Here is a 25276-nt window from a genome sequence, read left to right on the forward strand (position 1 = left end):
GACGCGCGTCAGCGAACGGACCGGCCCCGCGGAAACACCCGGGCGTTCGGGCTAGCCCCTGGGCAGCGCCCGAGTCTTTCTGATTCTGGCGGGCGCGTGCGCAGCAGACGCTTCTTCGCCGCGCATTTCGGCGATAAGCCGCGTCAGCACGGCCGACTGCTCGGCCAGGCCGGAAACGGCCTGGGCCGATTGCCGCATGCCTTCCGAGGCTTCGAGGGAAATCCGGTTGATGTCGTCGATGCTGCGGTTGATCTCTTCGCTCGTGGCCGATTGCTGCTCCGAGGCCGTGGCAATGGACTGGATCTGGCTCGCCACCATGTCGGCCAGGGACACGATTTCGTTGAGCGCCTCCCCGGACTGGTTGGCGCGCTGCGTCGTGTCCGCGATGGTTTCCACCGTTTGCTTGACCTTGTCCACGTTGCTGGCCGCGCCCTGCTGGATGCCGGTGACCGCCTGGCCCACCTCCTTGGTGGCGTTCATGGTCTTTTCGGCCAGCTTTCTGACTTCGTCGGCAACGACCGCGAAACCGCGCCCGGCGTCGCCGGCCCGGGCCGCCTCGATGGCGGCGTTAAGGGCCAGCAGGTTGGTCTGGTCCGCGATGTCGGAGATGACGTTCATGATCGCGCCGATGCCGCTGGCCCGCTCGCCGAGCGTTTCCATGTCGCGCTGCAACTCCCGGGCGTGGCTTTGCACCGTGTCGATGCCGCGCACGACCTCGCCCACGACCTCCTTGCCGCGCAGGGCCTTCTCCTTGGCCTGGTCGGCGGTGCCGGCGGCCATGGAGGCGTTCTTGGCCACCTCGAGCACGGTGGAATTCATCTCTTCCATGGCCGTGGCGGTCTCGGCCGCGCTTTGGGATTGCTGGGACGCGCCGTTGCTGGCCTGTTCGATCTGGGCCGAGAGTTCTTCCGAGGCGGTGGCCGTGGTCTGGGCCACCTCCTGCAAGGTGACGGCGGCGGTCAGCATGGCGTCGCGCTGGGAAGTGGCCTCGCGCTGGGCCGCTTCGGCCCGGTCCATGGCTTGTCTGGCCTTGGCCGCCTCTTCGGCCGCCTCGGCCGACCGGGCGTCGGCTTCCTTGATGCGTTCCTTGAGGCGTTCCACCATGGTGCGCAGGCTGTCGGCGAGCTTGCCCACCTCGTCGCCCTGGTGGATGTCGAGCACGCCGTCCAGGTCGCCGCCGGCCACCCGGTCGGCAAAGACCACGCTGGACAGGATCGGCCGGGTGATGGCCCGGGTCAGGGAGAACGCGACGCCGATGCAAAGGAGCAGGGCGGCGACGAGGCCGGAAATCATGATGGTGCTTGCCGTCTCGAGTTCGGCCACGGCCGCGTCGGACAGCCGCTGGGTGTTGGTCATGCCCGCCTTGGCCATGTCCATGGCCAGGCTCTCGATGTTGGCCGCCGCTTCGTCGCGCTTGACGCCCAGCTCGGCCAGGGCGGCCATGCCGGCGTCAAACGCGGTCATGGCCGCCTTGTACTGGTTCAGGGACTGCCCGACATCGGCGATTTCCTTCTGGTCTTCCAGCTTGCGCGTGAGGGAACCCAGGTGTTTTACCACCGCCTCCGCCTTGGGAAACAGTTGCAGCGCCTCGGTCCGGATGCTGCGGTCACCCACGGCCTGGGACTTGAAGTTGCGCACCCGGATGTCGAAGCCGAGCCGCGTGATGTCGGCCACATCGGACAGCTTGGACAACCGCTCGGCCAGTGCGGCGCCGTCCGCCCCGGCCTTGATTTCCTCGGCGAACTGCTTTTTCTGGCTGACCGAAAGCTGTTCCACGCTTTGGACGAAATCCGCCGCCGCCGTATCCATGGCCTTGCGCGCGCCGGCCAGGGCCTTGATCCTCGTTTCGGTTTCCCCGGCCAGGGCAATGTAGTCATCGGCCGCGGCCCCGACTTTGGGCAGGTCCGCCCGCAAGCGCACCAGATCGGGATATTGGGTGGAAAGGTCCTTGGCCTGGGCCAGGGCCTTGCGCACGGCCTCGATCTGTTTCTTGGCCTGTTCCCGATAGCTCTCCTCCATGCTCAAGGAATAGCCGCGCATGGCGTACATGGTGAGCAAGGATGTCCGTTCGATTTCATTGGCGATGCCCGTTTCGGGGATGTATTGGCTTGAAAGCTTTTCGGAAGTTTTTTCCACGGTGCGCATGTTGAAGACGCCGAGCAGGCCGAGAGCGCAGGCTATGAGAATGAGGCAGCCGAAGCCGATGCCTATCTTGAGGCCGAGTTTCATGTTCTTCATGCGAAGTTCCTCTGTGCTAAAGTCAGTTCCAGCCCGGGCATCCCCATCCATCAATACTTTGAAACGAATGTTATAATATGTCTTACTTTACTGAATGAATCTATTTTGCCCGATGCCGTTAAAAAAAACAATAGCATCACCCCGGCAGCTGCAATGCCTGGCCGTCGTCCATAACCCAGCGCCAGGATGCGACGGCCTGTCGCTATCCTGCATTGTTTTGGAAAAAGCGGTTAGCCGGGGAAGACGGACGTCGGACCCGGCGCGGCGGAGAAAATTCTCCGGCTACGGCGCGGAAGGCTCCTGGCCGCACGCCCCGGTGTGGAGCATGCGCTCCACAGCCTCCCGGGCGATGGGGCGCGAGAAAAGAAACCCCTGCCCGGACTCGCAGGCGAAATCGTTGAGCACCGCCGACTGCGCCTCCAGCTCCACGCCCTCGGCCACCACGTCGAGGCCCAGGCTGTGGGCCAGGGCTACCACCGCGCCGACGATCTTGCGGTTCTCGTTGGCCTCGATCTCGCTGACGAAGGTGCGGTCGACCTTCAACGTATCGATGGGGAAGCGCTGGAGATAGGACAGCGACGAGTAGCCGGTGCCGAAATCGTCCACCGACAGGCGCACGCCAAGCTCCTTGAGGCGCTTGAGCCGCAGGATCGACACCTCCGGGTTGTCCATGATGACCGTTTCCGTGATTTCGAGCTTGAGCACGCGCGGATCGAGTCCGGTGCTCCGCAGGATACGCTCCACGTCCTCGACCAGGGTCGGCTGGGTGAGCTGCTTGGCCGACAGGTTCACGCTCATGGACATGCCCCGCACCTGGGGAAAGTCCGCCTGCCAGCAAACCATGGTCCGACAGGCCTCTTCCAGCACCCACAGCCCCAGCGGCACGATCAGCCCGGTATCCTCGGCCACGGGGATGAAATCCTTTGGCGCGGCCACGCCTTTGTCCGGACGCCGCCAGCGCACCAGCGCCTCGAAGCCTTGCAGGCTGCGGTCGGAAAGCGACAGGATCGGCTGGTAGTCGAGGAAGAATTCCCCCCGGTCAAGCGCCAGGCGCAAGGCGCTTTCCAGGTCCATCAGCCGGATGGCGTCTTCGAGCATGCGGGTGTTGAAGACCTTGAAGCGGTTTCTGCCCTCGCCCTTGGCCCGGTGCAGGGCGATGTTGGCGTTGCGCAGGAGCTCCTCGGGCTTGTCGTAGAGGCAGGGGCTGATGACGATGCCCATGGAGCAGGTGACGTGGATGTCGTGGTCGCAGAACTGGAAGACTTCCCCGACGGCGCTGCGGATGCGTTTGACGATGCGCACGATCTCCCGGTAGGAGCCGGTTTCCTCGAGCAGCACCACGAATTCGTCGCCGCCCAGGCGCGAGACCGTGTCCAGCCCGCGCACGCATTCCCGAAGCCGCTTGGACACGCCCTCCAGGAGCCTGTCCCCCATGTGGTGGCCCAGGCTGTCGTTTATGACCTTGAACCGGTCGAGGTCGAGGAAGATCACGGCGTACTGGTAGTTGTCGCGGCGTTTGGAGCGCTCGATGGCCTGGCGGATGCGGTCCAGGCACAGGGAGCGGTTGGGCAGGCCGGTCAGCGGATCGTGGAAGGCCATGTGGGCCAGCTGGCTTTCCAGGCGTTTGCGGTCGGTGATGTCCGTGACGAGTCCGCCGGCCAGGCGCGAGTCCTCGTCGTGGCCCATGGGAAAAAGCGCCAGCAGCAGCGTCTTGTCCGCGCCGCCGATGGATACGGTCGCTTCCTTTTTGACCGGCTCGTTCCAGGCGATGACCCGGCTGGCGTCGCGCGACAGGGCGGTGGCCAGCTCCTCGGGCAGGGCGTCGGCCACGGGCACGCCATGGGCCGGCGGGCCGCACAGGCCGAAAATGCCCCAGGCGGCGGCATTGGCCGCCAGCAGCCGGTCCTCGGCGTCGAGCACGAAAAACCCATCGGGACAACGTCCCAGTTCCAGGTCCGGCTGGTCCGGCCGCAGGTCCGGGGCGCGGGCGGGACAGGCCTCGAGCAGCAGCCGGGGGCCGTCGTCGGCGGGCAGGGGAACGAAGGTGAGGGCCAGGGGGATGGCGCGGCCGTCCGGCAGACGGCCCAGGACGCGGGCGCGGGTCGTTTCCCCGCCAAGGGCCGCGGGAAGCAGCGGCGATACCTGGCTCCAGGCCTCCGGGCCCAGGACGGCCTCGAGGGAGGCGTCGGCCAGGCTTCCGGGCAGGCGGGCAAAGAGCTTTTCCCCGGCCGGATTGGCGTCGAGCAGCCGGCCGTCCGCGTCGAGCAGGAACTGGGCCGTGGTCGCGGCGGCGAACACGGCGCGGCTTTGGGCCTGGCCCTTGGCCAGGGCCCTGTCCAGTCGCTGGCGGGCCAGGCTGGTTTCCACGGCGGCCAGGAGCGTCTGGTCGTCCGGCGGATGGGACAGGAGGAAGGTGACCTGGGCCCGGCGCTCCGGTTCGAGCCGGCAGGCGTCGCCGTTTCGGGCCAGGAGAATAACGGGGATGTCGTGCCCTTCGCGCAGCAGCCCGGCCGCGTCCGCGCCGTCGCAGGCCCCTTCGAGGTCGAGGCGCAGGACGGCCAGGTCCGGCCGGTCGGCATCCGCCTGTTCCAGGGTCTCCCGGCAGGACGCCGTGGGCCCGAGCGGCACGTAGCCGTTTTTATCGAGGAGCCCGGCCAGATATGCGGCCGCGGCACGGTCCTGCTCGCCGATCAGAATGCGGGGAGGCGTCATGAAAACTCCCTGCCACGCAAAAGCAGCGTGTTATGATGCCGCCGGGGAGTCCGGCAACGTCATAGCGGCATGGTAGCGCAGGAAGGTTTCTTCACGCAACCGTCATGAAGCGTGTTGGCCGGGCGGTCGCTAATTGGTGGGGTACCACAACTTGATGGACGAGCCCTTGTCCCCCGGCTTTTGGGCCATGTGGAATTCGTACCGGGCCGTATCGTCGGTGAGCCGGAAGATGGCCGTGCCCACGTTGCCCTTGACCATGCTTTGGAAATGCAGGGACTGGCAGTCGTCGTCGAGGGCTTTGCCCGTGGCGTCGAAACGGGACATGCAGATGCGAAGCAGCGGATTGGCCTGGTCGCTTAAAAGCGAGTCCATGCTGGAGGGCGGTTTGCGCCGCAGTTCCGCCGTAACGATGACTTCCTTGTACGGCACCTTTTGCAGCGTCACCTTGTCGCCGGTGGGCACGTATTTTTCCTCGGTGCGCATCCGCTCCTCGATGTCCGTCACCTTGACGAAGTCGCTGCGCAACTCCTTGTAACGCGTCAGGTCGGATGCGCCGGCCAGGCGGGGACACAGGGCCGCCGCGAAAAGCAGGGTCAAAACCAGGACGGGCAGGTGACGCAACGGGATCATGGGGGGACACCTCCGTTTGGCTTGCGACCGGTCGCGCCGTTACGATTCGTCGCGCCGGGGAGCGATGGGGAAAATGGCGAGTTTGAGAAAATCGGTTTCCGTGATGATGCCGACCAGTCGGTCGTTCTCGACCACGGGCAGACAGCCGAACTTGTTGTAGATCATGGTTTCGGCCGCCGCGCGTAGGGCCGTGTCCGGGGAAACGGTCACGAGGTCGGTGCGCATGACGTCCTTAAGCGCCGTGACCGGGTCCTTCCTGTTTTCCAGGGACAGCAGGTCGCGCTGGGTCACGAGCCCCACGAGTTGTCCGTCTTCGTCCGTGACCGGGATATGGCGGACGAAAAGCTCCTGCATGAGGGACATGGCGTCGGCCAGACTGTCCGACTCGCGCAGGCAGCGCAATTGGCTGGTCATCAGATCGGCTACAAGCATGGGGTGACTCCGAAAAACGGCGACACGATCCGTTTTCCGGAATCCTTGCCGAATCAGGGCGGCAAGTCAAGACGGCCCCCGCCGCGCATTTGCCTGCTCTCCCGGCGTGCCGGCATACGGCATCCGGGAAGGGCCGTACGCGCCCGCGCCCCGCCCGGCTCCCGCCCGGCCGGACAGCCTGACCCGACAAAAAAAGGCCGGGGAAACCCCCGGCCTTCTCGCGGCCCGAGCGCCGCCTCAAAACGATCCGGCGCCTAGTTGGCCGGGGTGGTGCTCTTTTTGGCCTTCTTCTTGGCCTTCAGCATCTCGACGACAGAGTAGCTGTCGCTCTTGGTGGGCTTTTTATGCTTCTTCTTCTTGGTGCCGGCGAAAGCCATGGAGGTGGCGAGCAGGCAGGAAATGACGGTGAAGACAATGATCTTTTTCATGATTGCGCTCCTTAAGCGACGTTCGAAAATCTGGCGAATCCCCCCCAGCCGACGAGGCGGGCCCCCACATGGGCCGGTGCCCCCACGTCGACCGGGCGACATGTTTCCCGAGTCGACATATGGGGTCTAAGCCCGGACCCCTTTCCGGCCACTTACGCCAGCATTACAGCGATGAAATATGAAATACGCGATATTCCGGCAGGTTGCTGCGGCCTTGCCGGGCGATTACAGATGTGAAAATCAAGTGAAATCTGTGGCGCTCCCGCCCACTGGTCTTTATGAGCCGTACCATGTACACCATGCCAAAAGATCGTGCGGGAAAAGGGTGCGCCATCCCCGCGCCCCCTGATGTACGGGACAAGGAAAAACGGCCCATGCGGATTCTGCTCGTTGAGGACGACGAGAAAATCGCGTCGTTTATCATCGGCGGCCTGCGGCAAAGCGGATTCGCCGTGGACCATGCCGCCAACGGGCTGGACGGGCTGCACCTTGCCGCGACCGAACCGTACGCCGTGGCCGTCATCGACGTCATGCTGCCGGGGCTCGACGGGCTCAAGGTCATCGAGGAGCTGCGCCGGCGCAAGGTCAATACGCCCATTATCATCCTGTCGGCCAAGCGCTCGGTCGAGGACCGGGTGCGGGGGCTCGAAACCGGCAGCGACGACTACATTTCCAAGCCCTTTTCCTTTTCCGAACTGCTGGCCCGGGTCCAGGCGCTCATCCGCCGCTCCTCCAGCGTGTCCGAACCCACCCGGCTGACCGTGGGCGAGCTGTCCATGAACCTGCTCACCCGGGAGGTGCATCGCGGCGAGACCGCCGTGCAACTCCAGCCGCGCGAGTTCGCTCTGCTCGAGTATTTCATGCGCAATGCCGGCAAGGTGCTGTCCAAGACCATGATCATGGAGCATGTCTGGGACTACCATTTCGATCCCCAGACCAACCTGGTGGACGTGCTCGTGTGCCGGCTGCGCAACAAGATCGACCGGGACTGGGACAAGAAGATGCTGCATACCCTGCGCGGGGTCGGGTATGTCCTTAAAGAGTAGGGCGCTTTTCCGTTCCACCACCGTTCGTCTGACCGTCCGCTATTCCCTGATTTTCATTTCCAGCGCGCTGATCCTGTTTCTCCTGGCCTATTCGCTGCTCTCCGACGCCGTGCGCCAGGGCGACCGGGTGGCCATGGCCCAGAAGCTGCGCGAATACGCCTCCATCGGCCTCAAAAAGGGGCTGAGCGGTCTGGTCGATTTCGTGCGCACCGAGCGCGAGAATTACGACTACGACGAATACTATCTGCGCATCGTGGACGCCGACGGGAAGCAGCTGCTCAACCTTTCCCCGTCCGACCTGCCGCCGTTGCCGGAAAAGCTCGAGAACGACGCCCCGAGCGCCGGCATCCAGTGGTTTTTCCTGCCCCAGAAAAAGGATGCCGCCTTGCTGGAAGTGGCCTCCCGGGCGCTTCCCGGCGGCGGCGTGGTGTACATGGGCAAGGACGCCAGCGACCGCGAACGGCTGCTGCGGCAGTTCCGGGTGATTTTCGCCGGCATCATGGCCCCGGTGGCGCTGATCGGCCTGGCCGCCGGCTTCGTGCTGGCCCGGCGCGTGCTCAAGCCCATCCAGAACCTCATCGACACCGTGCGGGCCATCGACACCGGCCGTATGGACGCCCGCGTCCCGGCCGTGGGGGCCGATGACGAACTCAACGAGCTGGCGCTGCTTTTCAACGCCATGCTCGACAAGATCAAGGCGCTTCTTGCCGGCATGCGCGAGGCGCTGGACAACGTGGCCCACGACCTGCGCACCCCGGCCACCCGGACCCTGGCCGCCGTGGAGGTGGCCGCCACCAAGACCGATCCCGACGCCCTGCGCGAGGCCCTGCTCGACTGCGCCGAGGAGACCCGTCGCATGGTGTCCATGCTCGATATCCTCATGGACATTTCCGAGGCCGAGACCGGGGCCATGCGCCTGCACCTGGGCCCGATGGACATGGCCACCCTGATCGGGGAGACGGCCGAGCTGTACCAGTACGTGGCCGAGGAGAAAGGGGTTGCCGTGGTCGTCGATACGACCGGGCGGCTGCCGGTGATGGCCGACGTGGACCGCATGCGCCAGGTGCTGGCCAATCTGCTGGACAACGCCGTCAAATACACCCCGGCCGGCGGCCGGGTGGAACTTTCCGGCCGGCTGCACGACGGGGCGGTGTCGGTGTGCGTGGCGGACACGGGCGAGGGGATAGGCGCCGAGGACATTCCCCGCATTTTCGAACGCCTCTACCGGGCCGACAAGAGCCGGTCACGGCGGGGGCTGGGGCTTGGGCTGTCGCTGGTGCGGGCGGTGCTCTTCGCCCATGGCGGGGTCATCGACGTGCAGAGCAGGCCGGGCCAGGGCAGCCGCTTCACCTTCAGCCTGCCGGCGGCGACGGAGGGCGAACTTCCCGCTTTGTGACGCCGTTGCGGTGTAACGCGCCGCATATTCGGGAAAAGGCGTTGTCAAGGCCGGCCGGCTCGGGCATGATTACGGCAAGGTCGGGGACCGAAGGTGTTTGCCCGGACGCACCGTCAATCACGGGGAGACCGCCATGACCGAAACGGAAGCTACCAGCGCCACGCCGTTTTTTTTCACCAAACAGGCCCTGTTCGACGTCAAGCGCAAGCTGTGGGGATACGAGATCCAGGGCGGTTCGGACGCCTGCGAGGCCGTGGCCTGCTTTGCCGACCGCGAACAGGTGGCCGACTCCCTGGCTTCTTCCTCGTACATGGGCGTGCAGCACGCCGTGGAGCGGGGCAAGAAGGTCGTGGCCCCCTTTGACGAGGTCGGGCTGCTCGCCAAGGCCCCGTACGCCCTGCCGCCGGCGCACGGCGTGGTCAAGGCCGTGGGGGCGGTGACGCAGCCCGAGGCGCTTACGGCGGCCGTGCGCCAGTTGCGGGCCGACGGCTACGTCCTGGCCCTGGATTCCGGGCCGGGCATGGCCGCGACGCCGGGTTTGGCCGAACTGGCCGATGTATTGTGCTTCGACGCCGGCTCCGGGGCCGATCCCCGCGATTTCCTGGACGCCGCCCGGGGCCGCAAGGTCATCCTGCTCGCTTCCAGGGTGCAGGGGCTCGAGCAGTTCGAGGCCCTCAAGGCCGCCGGCTTCACCCTGTTCCAGGGGCGGTTTTTCAAGGAGCCCGAGATCATCGCCGAGCGGCGGCTCACCTCGCACCAGATGAGCCGGTTCACCCTGCTGCGCCTGATCGAGGCCGAGGATCCGGATGTGGACGCCCTGGCCGAGGGGATCTCCGCCGACGTGTCCGTGAGTTTCCGCTTGCTCTCCTACCTCAACAGCGCCGCTTTCGGCTTTCCGCAAAAGATCCAGTCCATCCGGCAAGCCATCATGCTTCTCGGCTCGATCACGATGCGCAACTGGCTGCGGGCCGTGCTTTTGGCCGACATGGCCCAGCACGGCGACATGCCGCGCGAGCTGGCCGAGCTGTCCCTCGGCCGGGCGCGGTTTTTGGAGCTCGTGGCCACGCGCTACGACTACTGGGACTTCAATCCGGGCTCGCTGTTCCTGCTGGGGCTTTTTTCCCTGCTCGACGCCATCCTGGGCATGCCCATGGCCAAGGTGACCGAGCATCTGCCCCTGGAGGAAACGCTCAAGGCGGCGCTTCGCCGCGAAACCCAGAGCGAATACGAGCCGCTGCTCGACCTCGTGGCCTGTATCGAGGACGCGGACTGGGCGCGCCTCGACGACCTGACCCGCAAGCTCGGCTTCGACCTGGAAACGGTCAAGGCCTGCGCCAGCGAGGCCATGGCCTGGAGCAGCGCCTTTTTCATCACCCAGCATGCGGTCGGGCCATCGTCCTGACGGCGGCCAGTCCCGAGTCCATCCTTGCAAGACAGGCCCCCGGAAGCGGGAAGGCGTTTCCGTCCGGGGCGGCGCGGGCGTTATGGCGACAGGGGCGGCGGGGGAATCAGGCCGAGCTTGGCCAGTTCCGCCAGCAGGGTTTCGCGGCGCAGGGGCTTGGGCAGGTAGGCGTCGGCCCGGCCGTGAAAGAAGGATTCGCTGACATTCTTGGTGTCCGTCAGCACCGAAATCATGATGAGCTTGAAGCGTTCGGCCGGATTGTGGGTGTCCTCGATGCGGCGCAGGGCCTGGACCACTTCGTTGCCGTCCATGCCGGGCATGAGGATGTCCATAAAGACGGCGGTAAAGGGCCTGTCCTCCTCCAGGGCGGCCTCGAAGGCGGACAGGGCCTCCATGCCGTCGCAGGCGGTGAGGCATTCGGCGTAGGCGGAAAGAAAGGTCCGCAGGAAAAGAATAATGCTTTCGTCGTCATCCACGATGAGAAAGCGCATGATGGAGCCCCCGGTCCCGGCGGCAGTGCCGGTCCAAAGATGTTAGGGGCTTTTTTTGGCGGAAGCAACCGCCGCGTCCTTGGTCGGGGCTTCGACGAATTCGATGTCCGTCTCGCGGAAGTAGCGGCCCAGGGCGGCGATAAGGCGGCCGGCCGCGGCAAGGTCGGCGCGGGCGACGTTTTCCTCCAGGGCCTGGGCCATGTCCGCCGCTTCCGGGAGCTGGAAGGTGGCGGCCGATCCCCGGATGGTGTGGGCCAGCCGGCAGAGGGTTTCGCTGTCGCGGGCGGCCAGGGCTTTTTCGAGTTCCGCGACGTGCTCGTTCTGTATGGCCAGAAACCGGGCAAAGATGGGGCGCAGTTCCGCCGATACGGCCACGGTTTTCGGGGGGATGTCGGCGGGTGGGGCGGCGCTCATGCCGGCCGGATCTCCTTGTTTGTGCCTTGACGGGGTGCCGCTTGGGCAATTAAGGAAGTTTCACGCGCCCGTAGCTCAGCTGGATAGAGCGTCGGACTTCGAATCCGCCGGCCGGGGGTTCGAATCCCTCCGGGCGCACCAGTAAAATCCAATAATTACAGCGTTTGAAGGCGACTTGTCGAAGACGGCGGGTCGCCTTCTTGTTTTATTCGCACCTTGTGCTCCAACAAAGAGGCGCAACGGTGGCCACCGGTTGCGAGCGGGGTATCGCCGGGTCAGCGCCGGAGGCGGCGCATGTTTTTTTGCGACAGGATGTGCCTGACGACGAAATCCTTTCCATTGGGGATGTAGTCCGTCACCCACTGCATCGCGCCCCGCACGTCGCCGGCCATGACCATCCGCGTCATCGCGCGGTGATTGGCGATTTCGTTTTGCGTGTCGTCCCGGTCATTTTCGATGCAGGCGATAATGACCTGCAAGGTCCGCATCAGGCTCTCTTCCAGTTCGGCCAGCTTCAAACTGCCCGTAAGCCCGACCAGCGCCTTGTGATAATTGATATGGGCATTGGCTATGGCGACCGGATCATCCAGGTCGGCCTGGGCTTCGTAGACGACCGTGCTCTCTTCCAGGGCGCGCAACAGGCGCTGCGGCGTCGTGGGAATGCATTCGCAGGCCTTGAGCTCCAGAATCTGACGCGTCAGGAAGATATCGTCTATTTCCTCGAGTGTCAGCTTGCGCACGGACGCCCCCTTGTTCGGCAGGTGCGCCACAAGCTCCTCGGTCGCCAGGATGCGCAGGGCCTCCCGCACCGAACTGCGGGAAACGCCGAGCGAATGCGACAACGTCATCTCCTTGAGCTGGTCGCCGGGCAGAAAGGTCCCGTCGAAAATGGCGCGCCGCAAGGTCTCCGCAATCATGGCCACGCTGCTGGACTTCGCCCCTTCGGTCTCGCGGATCGTCATCAATATCCCTGAAGGTTATTTTCCCGCTTTCCAAACGACGCGGCCCCGGGAAAGGGACACGTCCACAAGTGGGGCGCCGATGGCCGTAGCCAGCTGGCCCGGATGCTCGCAATCGAAAATGGTCACATCGCCGCGCTTGCCCACATCCAGGGAACCCCGGTCATGGCTTTTCCCCAGGGCGTAGGCGGCGTTGAGGGTCGCGCCGACAATGGCCTCGGCCGGGGTGAGCCTGAACCACGAACAGGCCAGCGCCATGGTCAACGGCAACGACGTGGCCTGGAACGACGAACAATAGTCCGTGGCGATGGCGACAGGCACGTTGTTCTTGATAAAAAGCCTTGCGTTGGCTTTTTGCGCGTCCAGATAAAACTGTTCCGCCACCGGCAAAAGCACGGCGACGGTCGCGGTGGCCCCCACGGCATTGATTTCGGCATCCGGCGTATAGGTGAGATGGTCGGCGGAAAGCGCCCCCCCCTCGACCGCCGTACGCCATCCCCGCGAATCGGAGGACGCATCCGCATGGACGCGGACAGGTAATCCCAAAGAAGCCGAAACAGCAATCAGTTCTCTTGCCTGCTCGGCTGAGAAGTCGCCATTTTCACACGAAAGGTCCTGCGACTGGGCAATGCCTTGGGCAAGCACCGCCGGCAGCATCTCGTTTTTGACCACAGCGACGTACTCTTCCGCGCTCCGTCCGTCCTGGGGCGCGATATGCGCGCCGAGAAACGTGCAGACGATATCCATGGGCGTGTGCGCGGCGGCTTGGCGCAGCAGGCGCAGCAGGCGCAGTTCCCCCTGCGTATCCAGGCCGTAGCCGGACTTGACCTCGAGGGTGGTCACGCCCCCCGCCGCGATCCGCTCAAAGGCCCGGGCGACGTTGCGCAAAAGCTCGTCGTCGCCGGCCTGGCGTGTCTTTACGATGGTGGACCAGATGCCGCCGCCTTCGGCGCGAATCGCCCGGCCGTCGGCGCCTTCGAGTCGGCGCACGTATTCCCAGTGCCGGTCGCCCGCGAAAATGGGGTGCGAATGGCATTCCACAAGTCCGGGCAGCACCGTTTTTCCGGAGGCGTCCAGCACCGGGGCGTCGTCCCCGTAGGCCCGAAGCACCTCTCGCGAATCGCCCACGGCCACGATGACGCCGCCGCGAATGGCCAGCGCGCCGTCGGCAACGATGTCGAGCTCCCCCTGGGCCCGGCCCGTCCTGGGGCGTTTCGAATCCGTAACCCGCACGAGGCTGGCCGCGTGCGCAATGGTGATATCGCCGTTCACTGCATCCTCTTTGCCGCATAAAGCGGCGTCAGGCGCGGTCTCCTGCCGGGACACGCGCCGGCTCAGACGAGTTCCTGGAGAATGCGCGCCGTAATGCTTGTGGCGCTCAGGGTCGGCAGTCCGGACGTGTCGCGCACCGTCCGGCGCTGCAGCTCCGTAAACCCCATGTCGTCGAGCAAAACATAGTCCGCGCCGACCGTCTTCGCCCGAAACGCCGCCCGGACCAGGGCCTCCTGCCCGTCGTAGGGCGAAGCCGCCGCCGTGGAAATCCGGGCCGCATAGGATCGCCACTGCGTCGGCGCCGCCTCCATGTCGGATTCCGGTCCGATGACGCACAGATGCCCGTGGCCCGCCAGGGCGGCGACCACGGAGCGGATGACCGTTATCGGTTCGATGAGCCTGGGAATGGCGCGTTTGAGCATGGGAAACCGCCCCGAGCAAAGCAGCAGCAGGGCATCGCACTCCGCTTCCAGCTTCCGTCCGGCGGCGATAAGGCGGGGCAGCAGCAGACGCTTGGCGACAAGCACGCCCCTGACGACGCCATCCTGCTTGCGCAGGCAGGTCTCGATGCCGGATTCTCCCTGCTCCGGGGCCAGCCGCGCCCAGTCGCCGGCACCCAGGCCGTCCAGGGCGCCCCGTTGCCTGAAGGCGATGCGATCCCCCAGGATGGCGCGAAACGTGGGTTCGATATCCGTGCGGGGCGCCTGGCCCAGCGTGAGTATGCCAAGAGTGACCATATGCTTCTTGTGTGGGAGGCCAGGACAAAGAGGAGCCACTCCCCGCGGGGGGAGTGGCTTCTTTCCGCGATGGCCGAGGCCCTAGTTCACGGCTTCGCCATTGATGAGAGGCCGCTTCAGCGCGCCGGTCTCGGCGCCCCATTTCTTGAGAATCTTAAGGTAGGTGCCGTCGGCGAAAACCTTTTGCAGCGCGGCGTACACCGCATCGCGGAGCTTGGCGTTCTCCTTGCTGAAGGCGATGCCGTAGGGATTGGATTCCAGCAGCGGCCCCACGGCCACGAAAGCGCCCTTTTGCTGCACATTGGCCCAGCCCAGGGCCTCGGGGCTGAGGGCGGAAGCCTGGGCCCGGCCCTGGAGCATCTGCATGCGCGCGGAGGCCGCGGAATCCACCGCCATGATGTTGATGCCGGGCTTGCCCTTGTCGACCAGATTTTCCTTGCTCCACTTCTGCATGGTGGTCAGGTAGTCCGTGGAGGCGGAGACGGCCAGGGTCTTGCCGCTCAGGTCTTCCAGGTTCTTGATTTTTCCGGCCAGGGCCTTGGTGGTGAAACACTGGGTGCCGGAGTTGAAGTAGTCGATGAAGTCCAGGGACTTGCGACGCTCCGCGCTGTCGGACATGCCGGAAAGGACCATGTCCACGCGCTTGGTGTTGATGGAGTTGATCAGCTGGTCGAAATTCTGGTCGTCAAATTGGACCTTGATGCCCAATTCCTTGGCAATGGCCTGGGCCAGTTCCACGTCGATGCCGTCCAGGGTGTCGGAGCCGGGGGCCTTGAATTCCATGGGGGGGAATATGCCGTTGACGCCGATGATGATCTTGCCGCTTTTCTGGATGGCATCGGGCAACATGTCGTGCAGCGATGCGGCAAAGGCCGTTCCGGAAAACAGCAGGACACAACCACACAACAACGAGGCGAGCTTTCTTTTCAGCAACGTCTTTTCCTCCAAATGATTCCTGCCGCGCCCCGCCTGCGACCTGCCGTGCGCCGGGCGGACGAGGCCCGGTATCGACCGTCTCCGCCGTTTGCGCCAGGTGGGCCGCAGACCACGGCAGCCTACGTGAAAAAAAAACCGCAACAGCCTAGGCTATGGTTCCAAGGAACGCCTTGGTGCGCTCGTGCCGGGGATTTTCAAAAACCTCCGACGGCGTTCCCTCTTCCACCACGGAGCCATGGTCCATAAGCGCCACCTTATGGGCCACGTTTTTGGCGAATTCCATTTCGTGGGTGACGATGACCATGGTCATGCCGCTCTCGGCCAGGTCGCGCATGACGGTCAGCACCTCGCCCACAAGTTCGGGGTCGAGCGCGCTCGTCGGTTCGTCGAAGAGCATCAGGTCGGGTTCCATGGCCAACGACCGTGCAATGGCGACGCGCTGCTGCTGCCCGCCGGAAAGTTGTTTGGGAAAACGATCCGCCCAATCCCGCAGCCCGACCTGCTTCAAGAGCGCATAGGCGCGCTGCCGCATCTTCCGGGGATCTTCCTTTTTGACGGTGACGGGGCCTTCGATGATGTTTTCCAGAACGGTCATGTGCGGGAACAGGTTGAAATTCTGGAAGACCATGCCGATCCGGGTGCGTATTTTGCAGAGCTCTTTTTCGCTCTGCTCGTACAACCGCCCTTTGCGTTCATCGAATCCGATCAACGATCCGTCGACATAGATCCGCCCGGCATTGATCGTTTCCAGATGATTGATGCAGCGCAGAAAGGTGCTTTTTCCGGAGCCCGAGGGGCCGAGCAGGCACAGCACCTCGCCCCTGTGCACCTCGAGGCTGATACCTTTGAGGATTTCGTGGTCGCCGTACGATTTGTGGACGTTGACCGTACGCAGCATGGGGACATCCTGTCGCATGGCTAGGCTCCGCACCGTTGTCTTTTGCCGAAGGTATTCTCCCGGAGGGTTCCCAGGAAGCTGCGTTGCGTGGCAAAAGCATGGCCGCGGGCGAAGCGCCGCTCAATGCCGACCTGCGCGACGCTGAGGATGGTCACGACGATCAGGTACCAGCCGGTGGCGACGATAAGCAGCTCCATGACCTTGGCATTGACGAAATAGATGATCTGGGCCTTGTGCAACAGCTCGGTGTAGGCGATGGCGCTGGCCATGGAGGACGTTTTGAGCAGGCCGATGAATTCGTTGCCGATGGGCGGCACGATAACGCGCATGGCCTGGGGCAGGATGATGCGGCGCATGGCCGTAAGGCGCGACATGCCAAGGGCCGTGGCGGCGTCTATCTGCCCCTTGTCGACGGACAGGATGCCGCCGCGCACGATTTCCGTCAGATAGGCGCCTTCGTTGAGGCCCAACCCGAGCAGGGCGGCCATGAAGGGCGTCATCACGTCCACCATGCGGTATTGGGCGAAACCCAGATTCACCACGGGAAAAATAAGCGCCAGATTGAACCAGATCAGCAGTTGCAGATAGACGGGGGCCCCCCGGAACAGCCAGATGTACAACCTTGAAAACATGTTGGAGACGGGATTTTGGGACAGGCGCATGATGGCGAATACCACCCCCAGCACCAGGCCCATGAGCATGGAGCAGGCCGTGATGAGGATGGTGCTGGCCAGTCCCTTGAGCAGCGCGGTCGAAAAAAAGAACTCGTCCACCACGGACCAGTCGATCTGGCCCACCCTGAAAGCATTCACGATAAGCCCCAGCAGGCCTATCAGGATAATGCCGGAAACCCACCGTCCGTAGTGGCGAAGCGGGATGATTCTGTCGTTGGTCGCCATTTCCTTTCCCAAGTCCCAAAGTCACGAAAATCGTTTGCCGCCTGGCCGCCGAGCGGAAACCGTAAAAAATGTCCGACAATTTTTGTCAGACAACTTTTGCCTCGAGACGTTGTTGCCGTCAAGCCAAATTACGGTGTGATGACAAATATGACAAAACGGCACGCCTCGTTCCGGCGACACTCCGGGCCATGCCGCGCCGGCGCGTTTTCGACCAGTCCCTGCCGGGCCAAGGCGCGCTCCTGGGTGACGTGAGCGCAACGAACGCCCCGTAAGGACCTTCCGGGGCGTCCCGTGGTGCGCGGCCGTAAAAAGTGGCAACGGGGTATTGTGTTCGGTTGGCGGCGGCCCTTGGCCTGCGCCAAAGGAGTAAACAGAATGTCTATATTTAGAAAAATGAAGGAAAATCGGCCTGTTGTAAGGCGGAAATCAGCCCGTCGTCCATGATCGGGACGTGCATGCGGCAGCAACCGCGTTTTTGTGCCTCGCCTCTTTCATCATTGCTGGTCTTAAGATATCAGTGCATTATCCGAAATGGCTGGGCAACAGTGACGTATTCGCCCCGTATGCCTTAACTAACATACTCTCAACCGAGCCGTTTGGCCTTCGGAGGGTGTCCCCGTCTGCCGTCGTTTTCCGCCTTTGTCGTGAGACACGGGCGCTCCACGGAATAGACAACCAGATTCCATATCAAGATACACATCCCGTGCGCCTGCCAAGGCCGCCAGGAGGGAGTTCGTGAACGCCAAAACCGATCTTTGGGTCGATACCGACGTGTCCATCGGGTTGGAGCATTTTCCCGGTTTCTACCGGGACATCGACGACGCCCTGGCCCTGATCCTCCTTTTTAACAGTCCCCTGGTCACCCTTCGCGGCGTAAGCTCCACCTTCGGCAACACCGACGCCAGGCACGCCTACGCCATCGCCGCCAAGCTGACGGAAAAATTCGGCCCCAAGGGCCTGCCCGTCCAACAAGGCGCGGCCGGGCCCATCAAAAAGGGCGCCCCCCTGCCGGCCTCCGACGCCACCTGGGCCATGGCCGACGCCCTGCGCCAGGGCCCCATGACCATCGTGAGCCTTGGCGCGGCCACCAACATCGCCGTGCTCATCGCCTCCCACCCGGAACTGGTCGACAACATCGCGGGCATCGTGGCCATGGCCGGCTCGCGCTGCATGCCGGGGGAGGAATTCCTTGTCGGCCCCCGGCAGCTGAAGCCCTTTTGCGCCATGAACTTCGAAGCCGACGTGGAGGCCTGGCGCATCATCCTCGAAAGCAACGTGCCGCTGACCTTCGCCCCCTTCGACCTGAGCCGTCAGGTCTGGATCACCGAAGAGGACGCGCGCGGCCTGGAAAATACCGGCGATACGGGGTCCTACCTCGCGCCCTACATGTACAAGTGGGCCAGGGAATGGACGACGCTGTACGGCAGTCCGGGATTCAACCCCTTCGACGCCCTGGCCGCCGGCTATTTCCTGGCCCCGGAATTTTTCGGCGGCGAGGAGCTGCCCGTGGGCATCCTGGAGCCCGGCGAGCAGGGGAACCACCGCGACGTGCCCTGCCTGATCGTTTCGGACTCCATGGGCAACCACCGCCGGGCCACCTCCCTTCGCACCATCAATCAAGGGTTCAAGCCGTTTTTCCTGGAGGCGCTTAAGGGCGGGTTTTGCATGGCCACGTCGGTGATGGGCTTTTCCCATATCAACATCGTGGTCGACGACCTGGACAAGGCCACGGAATTCTACGGTCGCGCCCTGGGCTTCCAGATGGCCTACAACGACGCCGGAGCCATCGACTTTCCGAACTACACGTCCCCGGCCTTTGCCCGCGACGCCGGGTTTCTGGACGGCAAGGTGGACGTGGACGTGCGCTTCCTGCGCCATCCCCAGGCCGGTTTGTGCCTGGAGCTCATGTGCTACCACGTCCCCGGGGGCTCCCGGGACATCGTTTTTCACAGGACCGACGACATGGGCGGCCCGCGCCATGTGGCCCTGGAAGTGGCTGACATCGCCGCGGTTTTCGCGCATGTCAAAAAACAGCCGGAGGTGCGGATGATCAACCCGTCCCCGGATTACGGGCCGCCGGAAAACCTCGGCACATCGACAATTTCCTTTTTTTACTGGCTCGATCCGTATGGGGTGCAATGGGAGATGGAACAGGGGCGGCCACTGGGATTCGGCCGGGAAATAAGCGGCTAGCGTCGCGTTTCTGAAAAAAGCCCGCGCGTCGCAGGCGACCCTCGGCCGGCGCGACGGCCACGGGTGAAGCGTGATTCCCGGGGAGGCACGGCCCGGGACGGCGGCGGGGAGGAGCATCGATGATCGGCCTACCTGGCTATTCCAGGTTCGAAACCATTCACACCGGCCGCAAGCACCGGGTGGTGCGCGCCGTGGAAGACGCCACCGGCCGGCCGGTGGCGCTCAAGATGCCGGCCATGCTGCTGCCTTCGGGCAAGGCCCTGACCGTTCTGGAAAAGGAATACGAATATCTGGCCCGGCTGGACCTGCCGGACATCCCCCATGCCGAGCGTCTCATCCATACCGGGCGCTCCATCGTCCTGGTCATGGAATGCTTCGAATGCCCCACCCTGAAGCAGGCGGCCGAGGACCGCGCCCTGCGCTTGGCCGAACTGACGGACGTCTCGGAAAAGCTGGCCCGCATCCTGGTCCAGCTCCATGCCCGGGGCATCATCCACCGCGACATCACCCCGGCCAACATCCTCTACGACCGCGCCGCCGGGCGGGTGGTGCTCATCGACTTCGGCTCGGCCATCGACATGCCCCAGCAGTCCTCGGCCGGGCTTCGGCCCGAGACCGTGGAGGGCACGGTGGCCTACATGTCCCCGGAGCAGACCGGGCGCATCAACCGTCCCGTGGATTTTCGCTCCGATTTCTACTCGTTCGGCGTCACGTTCTACGAGATGCTGGCCGGGCGGCGGCCGTTTGCGGGCGACGACGCCGGGGCGCTGATCCACAGCCACCTGGCCGTGACCCCGCCCGCGCCGCACAGCCTCGATCCGGCCATTCCCCAGGCCCTGTCCGACATCGCCATGAAGTGCCTGGCCAAGGATGCCGGGGACCGCTACCAGAGCGCCGTGGGCCTTCACGCGGACCTGCACCGCTGCCGCGCGGACCTGGAGCGGCGCGGCGAGATCGCGCCCTTTCCCCTGGGCGAGGCCGATGCGCGCGACCGGTTCCAGTTTCCCGAGCGTATTGTCGGACGCAGCCGGGAGCTTACCGCGCTGCAGGACCTCTACGAGCATGTCGGCCGGGGCCACAGCGGCGTGGTCATGGTCCGGGGCGTCTCCGGGGTGGGCAAGACCTCCCTGGTCCAGGAACTGAGCCGGGCCGTGGCCGCGAAAAAAGGCTACGTGGCCTACGGCAAGTACGACCAGTACAATAGGGCCGTGCCCTTTTCCGGGCTCATCCAGGCCTTGTCCCTGCTGCTCCGTCAGATTTTAAGCGAAGGCGAGGCGCGCATCGCCTCGTGGAAGCGGCGCATCCTGGCCGCCCTCGGCCAAAACGGCCGGGTGCTGTGCGAGGTCATCCCGGACCTGGAGACGCTTATCGGCGAGCAGCCGCCGGTGCATGCCCTGGATCCGGTGGAGGCCCGCACTCGCCAGGGCACGCTCTTTCGGCGGTTCATGGAAGCCCTTGGCCGCTGCGACCATCCGCTGCTGCTTTTCCTCGACGACCTGCAATGGATCGACGCGGCCAGCCTGTCGCTTTTGGAACTCATGGGCAGCCTGCGCGGGGAGGGGGCCATCCTGTGCGTCGGGGCCTACCGCAGCAACGAGGTGGCCGAGACGCATCCCCTGGCCGTGACCCTGGCCGCCATGCGCAAACGGCAGGCCACCATCGCCGAGGTCCTTGTCGGGCCGCTGACGGAAGCCAACCTGCGCGGCTACCTGGCCGAGATGTTCCACATGCAAACCGCCGAGGTCGCTTCCCTGGCCAGGGCCCTGCACGGCAAGACCGACGGCAATCCGCTCTTTTTCCGCACCCTTCTGGCCTCGCTCTACCAGGATGGCCATCTGCGCTTCGACGCGGAGGTCCGGCACTGGGTCTGGGACGCCCCGGCCATCGCGGCCATGCCCTATGCCGACAACGTGGTGGAGGCGCTGCGGGCGCGTCTGGCCACCTTGCCGGCCGGCTGCCTGGAGCTTTTGCCCCTTGGCGCGCTGATCGGCAATCCGTTCTCCCTGGATGCGCTGCGGAGCTTAAGCGGCCGCGTCCGCACCGAGCTGGCCCGCAATCTGGCGCCGGCCCTGGCGCAAGGGCTCATCACCTCGCCGCGCCGGGACGTGGAGCTTTACATCCAGCACTCGGCCGACCGCCTGGAGGACGTCACCTTCACCTTCTGCCACGACCGCATCCAGCAGGCCGCCTATGCCCTGCTGGCGGAGGAGCGCAAACCCGGCCTGCATCTGGCGGCGGGACGGCTGCTGTGGCAGTCGTTGCCGCCGGGAAAGGACGACAGCCGGCTTTTCGACGTGCTGGAGCACATGCACAAGGGCGCGGCCCTTCTGACCGACCCCGGGGAGCGCCTCCGGGTGGCGGAACTGGCCCTTGGGGCCGGACGCAAGGCCAAGACGTCCACGGCCTTCGCCGATGCGGCCGAAATGCTGGACTTCGCCCGCTCCCTGTTGCCCGAGTCGCCCTGGAACAGCGACTACGCCCTGTGGCGCGAAATTTCCCTGGCTTTGGCCCAGGCCCTGTACCTGGCCGGCCGCTACGACGAGGCCGAGGCGCGTTGCGCCGAGATCCGCGCCCATGCCGTCACCGACCGCGACCGGCTCCGGCTCTGTAACGTCCAGGCCAAGCAATACCATCATCAGGCCCGCTACGCGGAAGCCGTGGAGCTGGAATACCGGGCCCTGGTCCTGCTCGGCTTCGCCATCCCCCGCGAGGACGAAGCCCTGCTCGCCCTGTTCCAGGAGGAAAAGGCCCGCATCGAGTTCCTGATCGACCGCAGGGCCGGCGGCGATCCGGCCGCCCTCTACGACCAGCCCGAAGCCGCCGACCCCGACCATATCCTGGCCCAGGAGATGTTTTTCGACCTGTATGCCGACTCCTACCTCATCGGGCGAGGTCTGGTCTGCGCCGCGGTCTCGGCGGTCATGACCCGTCTGGCCATGGAAGAGGGCAAAAGCCCGATGGCCTCGGTGGCCTACATCCATTACGCCTCGACCCTGTGCGCCATGGGCCTTTGCGCCCACGACTACCGCACCGGCCATGCCCTCGGCAGCCTGGCCGCCCGGCTGGCCGAGCACTACGCCGTCCCGGCCCTGCAAAACTACACCTACCACGTCTTTTCCCTGGCCGTGAACCATTGGCTCAATCCCCTGGGCACAAGCCACGGCTACTGGCTTGCGGCCTCACGGCTGGCCCTGGCCTCGGGCTCGCCGTACTCGGGCTACGTCTACCTGCAACTGGCCCACGTCCAGCTGGCCGCCGGCGTGCCCCTCGGCGAGGTCGAGGTGCAAGCCGCGCGCAGCCTGGAATTTCTGCGCGCCTCGGGCATGGACGGCATCGTCACCCTGCTGCGGCTTATCGTCGGGCAGCCGCTTAAGCACCTGCGGGGCAGGACGCGCTCCATCGCCAGCCTGGATGACGAGGATTTCGACGGCGCGGCCCTGGCCGAGCAGTTCGAGACCCTGCCGTTTTTCCTGGGCTCCCTGCGCTACTCCCAACTGCGGGTGGCCTGCCTGGCCGATCCCGGGGAGGACCTGCCTTGCCCCGAAACCCTGCGCCGGTGGATCGACGTGGTGGACGCGACCCAGCAGGGCCAGATCATGCTGGCGGACAGCTGGTTTTTCTACACGCTGCTGCTGTTGGAGCACGCACGCCGGGCCGGAGGGAAAACGGAAGGGGAGCTGGCCGCGCGCATCGCCCTCGGTTGCGACAAGCTGCGCCTCTGGGCCGAGCTTTGCCCGGCCAACTTCCGCCACAAGCATCTGCTGGCGGTGGCGGAGCGGATGGCCGGCCCGGCCGGCCCGGCCGGAGAGACCCCGGAACTGGCGCGGATCCTCGACACCTACGACCAGGCCATCGACGCGGCCCTGCAATCGGCCTTCATCCAGGACGCCGCCCTGGCTGCGGAAAAGGCCGGCCGGTTTTGGCTCAGGCGCGGCAAACCCCATCTGGCCAAGGCCTATTTCGAACAGGCCCTGGCCTTTTACGGCCGCTGGGGCGCCACGGGCATGGTGCGGTACCTGCGCCAGCCCAACGATTCTCCGTTGGCCGACGTCGCGGTCCGCGACAGCGTGCCGCTTCTCGCCACGGCCGGACTCGGCCTGGAAACGTCCAGCGGCACCTTTTCGGAAACCTTTTCCGAAGGCCTGGACCTGCTTGCGGTCATCAAGGCCACTCAGGCCATCTCCAGGCACATGGTCATGAACGACCTGGGCCGCGAACTCACGGCCATCGCCACGGAAAACGCCGGCGCGACCAAGGGCGTGCTCCTCCGCAACCAGGAAGGGCGGTTCGTCGTCACCAACGTGGTCATGGCCGACGCGCCGGACCGGACGCCGGATGCGGCGGCGGATGGGGAGATCCCCGTGGAGCTTTCGCCGGACATCTCCCAGGCGGTGGTCAATTTCGTGGCGCGCACCCGCAACTGGGTCATCCTCAACGATCTCGGCGATGCGACCGCTCCCGGCAAGAGCGCTTCGGCCGGGAGCGGCGAACAGGCCGCGCTTTTCTACCAATGCCCCTACATCGCGGCGAAAAAGCCCGCTTCGCTGTGCTGCCTGCCCATCATCTTGCAAAACGAGGTGCGCGGGTTGCTGTATCTGGAAAACGCAGCCACCCGGGGGGCCTTCCGCCGGGACCGCCTCCAACTGCTCAACATCCTGGCCGGCCAGGCGGCCATATCCATGGAAAATGCCAGGGTCTACAACGAACTCAACGAGATGAACGCCAACCTGGAATCCCTGGTCCGGGCCCGCACCGCCGAGCTGCACGAGAAGAACAAGGAGCTCAACAGGAAAAACCTGGACCTCCAGCGCCTTTCCACCACGGATCAGCTCACCGGCGTCTACAATCGGCGCTCCATCGAGGACCGGCTCGAAAACGAAATCCAACGCAGCCGCAGCAACGAAAGCTCGCTGGCCATCATTCTTTTGGACGTGGACTCTTTCAAGGACGTCAACGACACCTTCGGCCACAACGTGGGCGACACGGTGCTTGTCGAAATCGCCAGGATCATCGGCAGCAATGTCCGCAGTACGGATTTCTTCGGCCGCTGGGGCGGCGAGGAGTTCCTGGTGGTGGTCTCGGAGTTCGTAAGCAACGTGCTGCCGTTTGCCGAACGCCTGCGCAAGGTGCTGGCGGAAAAGTTGCACCCGGTGGCCGGCAAGGTCACCTCCAGCCTTGGCGTGGCCCTGTATCTCCCCGGCGAGACGGCCTCCCAGCTCGTCAGCCGGGCGGACGAAGCCCTGTACCGGGCCAAGGAAAACGGCCGCAACCGGGTGGAACTGGCGGTGTAGCGGGAATGGAAGAGAGGGGAGGGGAGGAACCGGGGGGAAACCTTTCTTGCAGAAAGGTTCTCCCCCCGGACCCCCTTTCCAAAGACTCTCAATAGGACGGAATGTATCGGTAATACATCAGTAATTATTAAAAAATTTAGGAAGGGGAGAGCGCGAGAGGGGAGAACCCTTTGCAAAAGGGTTTCCCCTCTCGCATCCCCCTCTCTCCCAAAAAAAGGAGGGCCATATGGCCAAGCGTATCCTGTTCGTGCTCTCCGGCCATGCCGCCATGGGCGGCGGCAAGCCCGCCGGCTGCTATTTTCCGGAGCTGGTGCATCCCTATTATGTCATGGTCGAACGGGGCATCGAGCTGGATTTCACCACCCCGGGGCCGGACGGCCCGGTGCTGGCCCAGACCGACTTCAACGACCCGGCCCAGATACGGCTTCTCATGGACCGGCAGGCCATGGACCGCATGCTGGCCGCGCCCCGGCCGGACACGGTGGACGCCGCCAAATACGACGCCATCTTCTATACCGGCGGCCATGGCGGGCTCTACGACTTTCCCGACGATCCGTCCCTAATCGCCATTGCCGAAAACATCTGGTCCCGGCGCGGCGTCGTCTCGGGCATGTGCCACGGCCCGGCCGGGCTGCTCAATCTCAAGGACCCTTCGGGCGACTCCCTGATCAAGGGCCGCAAGGTGACGGGTTTTTCCCGGGCCGAGGAGGTGACCTTCGGCGTGCTCATGGACATCCCCTACGTCCTCGAGGACGCCCTCGTCTCCCGGGGGGCGCGCTATTGCTGTTACGGCGTCAACCAGGGGTTCGTGGTCCGCGACGGCCGGCTCATCACCGGCCAGAACTGGTATTCCTCCCAGCTCGTGGCCGAGGCCGTGGCCGACGCGCTTGAGGCCTGACGCC

General features: G+C 64.8%; 19 protein-coding genes and 1 tRNA gene. 7 read left to right on the forward strand and 13 right to left on the reverse strand.

What is annotated here, in order from left to right; genetic code table 11:
• Positions 1-51 precede the first annotated feature (51 nt).
• The 5 genes from K9F62_06860 to K9F62_06880 form a co-directional block, all read right to left on the reverse strand.
• On the reverse strand, positions 52-2238 hold the full coding sequence (locus K9F62_06860) for a methyl-accepting chemotaxis protein (protein UJX42387.1): 2187 nt from the start codon (positions 2236-2238) through the stop codon (positions 52-54).
• Positions 2239-2520: 282 nt separating this feature from the next.
• Positions 2521-4950 (reverse strand): EAL domain-containing protein, encoded by a 2430-nt coding sequence (locus K9F62_06865; GenBank protein UJX42388.1) that lies wholly within the window; start codon positions 4948-4950, stop codon positions 2521-2523.
• Positions 4951-5079: 129 nt separating this feature from the next.
• Positions 5080-5580 (reverse strand): hypothetical protein, encoded by a 501-nt coding sequence (locus K9F62_06870; protein UJX42389.1) that lies wholly within the window; start codon positions 5578-5580, stop codon positions 5080-5082.
• Positions 5581-5619: 39 nt separating this feature from the next.
• Positions 5620-6012, reverse strand: coding sequence for a CBS domain-containing protein (locus K9F62_06875; GenBank protein UJX42390.1), 393 nt, complete (start codon positions 6010-6012; stop codon positions 5620-5622).
• 254 nt (positions 6013-6266) lie between these two features.
• The gene (locus K9F62_06880; protein UJX42391.1) at positions 6267-6440 is read right to left on the reverse strand and encodes a hypothetical protein; all 174 of its coding nucleotides are present in this window, start codon (positions 6438-6440) and stop codon (positions 6267-6269) included.
• A 374-nt stretch (positions 6441-6814) separates the two neighbouring features.
• Between K9F62_06880 and K9F62_06885 the strand changes: the two genes are divergently transcribed.
• The 3 genes from K9F62_06885 (at position 6815) to K9F62_06895 (ending at position 10284) form a co-directional block, all read left to right on the forward strand.
• Positions 6815-7486 carry a response regulator transcription factor gene (locus K9F62_06885; protein ID UJX42392.1) on the forward strand — a complete coding sequence of 224 codons (672 nt, stop codon included), beginning with the start codon at positions 6815-6817 and terminating at the stop codon, positions 7484-7486.
• Positions 7470-8882, forward strand: a complete 1413-nt coding sequence (locus tag K9F62_06890; protein ID UJX42393.1) for a HAMP domain-containing protein — start codon at positions 7470-7472, stop codon at positions 8880-8882. The genes K9F62_06885 and K9F62_06890 overlap by 17 nt, the downstream gene beginning before the upstream one ends.
• 133 nt (positions 8883-9015) lie before the next feature.
• Positions 9016-10284: an HDOD domain-containing protein gene (locus K9F62_06895; protein UJX42394.1), complete on the forward strand. Its 1269-nt coding sequence runs from the start codon at positions 9016-9018 to the stop codon at positions 10282-10284.
• Between the two features lie 80 nt (positions 10285-10364).
• Here the strand turns inward: K9F62_06895 and K9F62_06900 are convergent, their stop codons facing one another.
• Both K9F62_06900 and K9F62_06905 read right to left on the reverse strand, forming a co-directional pair.
• Entirely contained in the window at positions 10365-10775 is a 411-nt protein-coding gene (locus tag K9F62_06900) for a response regulator (GenBank protein UJX42395.1), read from the reverse strand.
• A gap of 42 nt (positions 10776-10817) precedes the next feature.
• A complete protein-coding gene (locus tag K9F62_06905) occupies positions 10818-11189 on the reverse strand; it encodes an Hpt domain-containing protein (GenBank protein UJX42396.1) in 372 nt (123 codons plus the stop codon).
• A 64-nt stretch (positions 11190-11253) separates the two neighbouring features.
• Between K9F62_06905 and K9F62_06910 the strand changes: the two genes are divergently transcribed.
• Positions 11254-11330: transfer RNA gene (locus K9F62_06910), tRNA-Arg, on the forward strand.
• 134 nt (positions 11331-11464) lie between these two features.
• Here the strand turns inward: K9F62_06910 and K9F62_06915 are convergent.
• From K9F62_06915 to K9F62_06940, 6 genes are all read right to left on the reverse strand, one after another.
• A complete protein-coding gene (locus K9F62_06915) occupies positions 11465-12151 on the reverse strand; it encodes a GntR family transcriptional regulator (GenBank protein UJX42397.1) in 687 nt (228 codons plus the stop codon).
• A 15-nt stretch (positions 12152-12166) separates the two neighbouring features.
• Positions 12167-13420 (reverse strand): imidazolonepropionase, encoded by a 1254-nt coding sequence (gene hutI / locus K9F62_06920; protein ID UJX42398.1) that lies wholly within the window; start codon positions 13418-13420, stop codon positions 12167-12169.
• 62 nt (positions 13421-13482) lie between these two features.
• Complete coding sequence (locus K9F62_06925) at positions 13483-14157, reverse strand: AroM family protein (GenBank protein UJX42399.1); 675 nt, start codon at positions 14155-14157, stop codon at positions 13483-13485.
• Positions 14158-14238: 81 nt separating this feature from the next.
• Positions 14239-15087 carry an ABC transporter substrate-binding protein gene (locus K9F62_06930; GenBank protein UJX43157.1) on the reverse strand — a complete coding sequence of 283 codons (849 nt, stop codon included), beginning with the start codon at positions 15085-15087 and terminating at the stop codon, positions 14239-14241.
• A gap of 151 nt (positions 15088-15238) precedes the next feature.
• The gene (locus tag K9F62_06935; protein UJX43158.1) at positions 15239-15991 is read right to left on the reverse strand and encodes an amino acid ABC transporter ATP-binding protein; all 753 of its coding nucleotides are present in this window, start codon (positions 15989-15991) and stop codon (positions 15239-15241) included.
• A 20-nt stretch (positions 15992-16011) separates the two neighbouring features.
• Positions 16012-16890: an amino acid ABC transporter permease gene (locus K9F62_06940; protein UJX42400.1), complete on the reverse strand. Its 879-nt coding sequence runs from the start codon at positions 16888-16890 to the stop codon at positions 16012-16014.
• Positions 16891-17625: 735 nt separating this feature from the next.
• Between K9F62_06940 and K9F62_06945 the strand changes: the two genes are divergently transcribed.
• The 3 genes from K9F62_06945 to K9F62_06955 all read left to right on the forward strand — a co-directional run bounded on the left by K9F62_06945 (position 17626) and on the right by K9F62_06955 (position 25272).
• Entirely contained in the window at positions 17626-19083 is a 1458-nt protein-coding gene (locus tag K9F62_06945) for a nucleoside hydrolase (protein ID UJX42401.1), read from the forward strand.
• Positions 19084-19202: 119 nt separating this feature from the next.
• Positions 19203-24374, forward strand: a complete 5172-nt coding sequence (locus tag K9F62_06950) for a diguanylate cyclase (GenBank protein ID UJX42402.1) — start codon at positions 19203-19205, stop codon at positions 24372-24374.
• A gap of 226 nt (positions 24375-24600) precedes the next feature.
• Complete coding sequence (locus K9F62_06955; GenBank protein ID UJX42403.1) at positions 24601-25272, forward strand: type 1 glutamine amidotransferase domain-containing protein; 672 nt, start codon at positions 24601-24603, stop codon at positions 25270-25272.
• Positions 25273-25276 lie beyond the last annotated feature (4 nt).

This window comes from Desulfovibrio sp. JY (assembly GCA_021730285.1).
Taxonomy (GTDB): domain Bacteria; phylum Desulfobacterota; class Desulfovibrionia; order Desulfovibrionales; family Desulfovibrionaceae; genus Solidesulfovibrio.